Source organism: Ramlibacter sp., from assembly GCF_035706265.1.
In the GTDB taxonomy this organism is placed as follows: Bacteria; Pseudomonadota; Gammaproteobacteria; order Burkholderiales; family Burkholderiaceae_C; genus Ramlibacter.
In genome coordinates, this window is the sequence record NZ_DASSVG010000314.1 from 1 (window position 1) to 3,740 (window position 3,740).

General features: G+C 67.9%; 3 protein-coding genes. All 3 read left to right on the plus strand.

What is annotated here, in order from left to right:
• Positions 1–233 precede the first annotated feature (233 nt).
• The gene (locus tag VFM98_RS11350; protein ID WP_325110030.1) at positions 234–1,508 is read left to right on the plus strand and encodes a nitrate/nitrite transporter; all 1,275 of its coding nucleotides are present in this window, start codon (positions 234–236) and stop codon (positions 1,506–1,508) included.
• A gap of 16 nt (positions 1,509–1,524) precedes the next feature.
• A complete protein-coding gene (locus VFM98_RS11355; RefSeq protein WP_325110028.1) occupies positions 1,525–2,943 on the plus strand; it encodes a NarK family nitrate/nitrite MFS transporter in 1,419 nt (472 codons plus the stop codon).
• A 54-nt stretch (positions 2,944–2,997) separates the two neighbouring features.
• Positions 2,998–3,740 (plus strand): molybdopterin-dependent oxidoreductase (locus VFM98_RS11360; protein WP_325110029.1); only part of this gene is annotated, 743 nt, incomplete at its 3' end.

Consider the following 3,740-nt stretch of genomic DNA (forward strand, 5'->3'; position numbering starts at 1 on the left):
GCACCGGGCCTGCGGAATCTTGCGCCAGATCAAGGTCGCGGCAGGACTAGTCCCTCGGAACTATCGCCATCGTTCTTCCGCCGCGATCGCATCGTTCTTCCGCCGCGCCCGGCTGGTCCACCGAAGGATGTTCGCGACGGCCTTGCGGCCCGACAGTTCCATGCGTCGACCCAGCACAAGGAACGGAGTCCAACGTGTCCACCGCAAGCCTCCTCGCCGACGGCACCGCCTCGATGGCGCGCCGCGCGCACTCCTCCACGCGCCGCGCGTGGTCGGTGCTCGCCGTCAGCACCCTGTCCTTCACCGTGTGCTTCATGGTATGGATGATGTTCGGCGTGATCGGCATCCCGATCAAGAAGGCGCTGAACCTCAACGCCACGGAGTTCGGCCTGCTCACGGCCACGCCCGTGCTCACCGGCTCCCTGATCCGGGTGCCCCTGGGCATCTGGACCGACCGCTTCGGCGGCCGCATCGTGCTGGCCGCCCTGATGGCCGTCACCGTGCCGGCGATCTGGCTCATGGCCTACGCCACCCAGTACTGGCACTTCCTGGTGATCGGCCTGTTCGTCGGCCTGGCCGGCGGCTCGTTCTCGGTCGGCACGCCCTACGTGGCCCGCTGGTTCCCGAAGAACCGCCAGGGCTTCGCGATGGGCGTCTACGGCGCCGGCAACTCCGGTGCGGCCGTCAACAAGTTCGTCGCGCCGGTGCTGCTGGTCGCCTTCGGCTGGCAGGCGGTGCCGCAGGTCTACGCCGCCGTGATGCTCGGCACCGTGCTGCTGTTCTGGTTCTTCAGCCACAGCAACCCGCAGCACCTGGTGCCCAGCACCGTGACCTTCCGCGACCAGCTCCGGGCGCTGAAGGACCCGAAGGTGCTGCGCTACTGCCAGTACTACAGCATCGTGTTCGGCGGCTACGTGGCGCTGTCGCTGTGGATGGTGCAGTACTACGTCGGCGAGTTCGGCCTCGACATCCGCGTGGCCGCCCTGCTGGCCGCCTGCTTCTCGCTGCCGGGCGGCGTGCTGCGCGCCATCGGCGGCTGGCTCTCGGACAAGTACGGCGCGCACCAGATGACGTGGTGGGTGATGTGGGTGAGCTGGGTCTGCCTGTTCCTGCTGTCGTACCCGCAGACCGACCTCACGATCTTCACGGTCAACGGGCCGCAGAGCTTCCACATCGGCCTCAACGTCTACTCCTTCACCGCGCTGATGTTCATCCTGGGCATCGCCTGGGCCTTCGGCAAGGCGAGCGTCTTCAAGTACATCAGCGACGACTACCCCAGGAACATCGGGACCATCTCGGGCATCGTCGGCCTGGCCGGCGGCCTCGGCGGCTTCCTGCTGCCGATCATGTTCGGCGCCCTGATGGACCTCACCGGCATCCGCTCCAGCGCCTTCATGCTGATGTACGGCGTGGTCTGGGTGTCCCTGGTCTGGATGTACTTCACCGAGGTGCGCCGCACCGAGGTGATGGGCGAGCACGCGCCCGCCGCTCCCTCCTTCACGCACTGATCCCAGGAGATCAACCATGGCATTCAGCAGCACCCATGTCCCGGTCGCACGGCCGGGGCGAACGCTGACCATCTGGACCCCGGAGGACAAGGCCTTCTGGGAACGCGAGGGCGAGGCCATCGCCAAGATCAACCTCTGGATCAGCGTGCCCGCGCTGTTCCTGGCCTTCGCGGTGTGGCAGGTCTGGAGCGTGGTGGCCGTGGGCCTGCCGGCGCTGGGCTTCAAGTATTCGACCAACCAGCTGTTCTGGCTGGCCGCCGCGCCGGCGCTCTCCGGCGCGACGCTGCGCATCTTCTATTCCTTCATCGTGCCGCTGGTGGGCGGCCGCCGGTGGACGGCGATCTCCACCGCCTCGCTGCTGTTCCCGGCCATCGGCATCGGCATGGCGGTGCAGGACAACACCACCAGTTATCCCACCATGCTGATGCTGGCGCTGCTGTGCGGCCTCGGCGGCGGCAACTTCAGCTCCAGCATGGCCAACATCAGCTTCTTCTTCCCGAAGGAGCGCAAGGGCTCGGCCCTGGGCGTGAACGCCGGCCTCGGCAACCTGGGCGTCTCGGTGGTGCAGTTCCTCAGCCCGCTCGTGGTCACGGCCGGCATCTTCGGCGTGTTCGGCGGCGATGCGCAGACCATCGTCAAGGACGGCGAGACGGTCAAGGTGTGGACGCAGAACGCCGCCTTCATCTGGGTGCCGTGGATCGCGCTCGCGTCCATCGCCGCGTGGTTCGGCATGAACGACATCGCCGACGCCAAGGCCTCGTTCGCGACCCAGGCCACCATCTTCGGGCGCAAGCACACCTGGCTGATGTGCCTGCTGTACCTCGGGACCTTCGGTTCCTTCATCGGCTACGCGGCGGGCTTCCCGCTCCTGATCAAGAGCCAGTTCCCGGGCGTGAACCCGCTCGCCTATGCGTGGATGGGCCCGCTGGTGGGCGCGGTGGTGCGGCCCTTCGGCGGCTGGCTGTCCGACAAGCTCGGGGGCGCCCGCGTCACCTTCTGGAACTTCGTGGTGATGGCGGCGGCCGTGGTGGGCGTGCTGTACTTCCTGCCCGCCAACGGCAACGGCGGCAACTTCCCCGGCTTCTTCGCCATGTTCCTGGTGCTGTTCCTCACCACCGGCATCGGCAACGGCTCGACCTTCCGCATGATCCCCGTGATCTTCCTGAACCAGTCGCTGCGCGGCGTGGACCGCCGCGACCGCGAGGCCGTCGCCCGTGCCACCAAGGAAGGCAACACCGAAGGCGCCGCCACGCTCGGCTTCACGGCCGCCTTCGCGGCCTACGGCGGCTTCTTCATCCCCAAGAGCTACGGCACTTCGATCACGATGACCGGCGGCCCGGAAGCGGCGCTGATCGTGTTCATCACGTTCTACCTGCTGTGCATCGCGGTGACCTGGTGGTTCTACGCGCGCAAGGGCGCGGAGATGCCCTGCTAGCGCCCCATCCCCACCCTCCCCCGCAGGGGGAGGGAGCAATCCCTGGAGAGAAGAATGAGCCATTTCCTCGACCGCCTCACCTGGTTCTCGCAGCCGCGCGAACCCTTCGCCGGGGGCCACGGCCAGGCCACCAACGAAGACCGCTCCTGGGAGCGCGCCTACCGCGACCGCTGGGCGCACGACAAGATCGTGCGCAGCACCCACGGCGTGAACTGCACCGGCTCCTGCTCGTGGAAGATCTACGTCAAGGGCGGCATCGTCACCTGGGAGACGCAGCAGACGGACTACCCGCGCACGCGCTGGGACATGCCCAACCACGAGCCGCGCGGCTGTGCCCGCGGCGCCAGCTACAGCTGGTACCTCTATTCGGCCAACCGCGTGAAGTACCCGCTGGTGCGCGGCCGGCTGCTGAAGCTGTGGCGTGAAGCGCGCCGCACGCTGCCGCCGGTGGCGGCCTGGGCCCGCATCGCCGGCGACGAGGCCGCCCGGCGCAGCTGGCAGCAGGTGCGCGGCATGGGCGGCTTCGTGCGATCGAGCTGGGACGAGGTCAACGAAATGGTCGCCGCGGCCAACATCCACACCATCGGCCGCTGGGGGCCGGACCGCATCATCGGCTTCTCGCCGATCCCGGCCATGTCGATGGTCAGCTACGCCGCCGGCTCGCGCTACCTGTCGCTGATCGGCGGCGTCTGCATGTCCTTCTACGACTGGTACTGCGACCTGCCGCCCTCGTCGCCGCAGGTCTGGGGCGAGCAGACCGACGTGCCCGAGTCGGCCGACTGGTACAACAGCAGCTA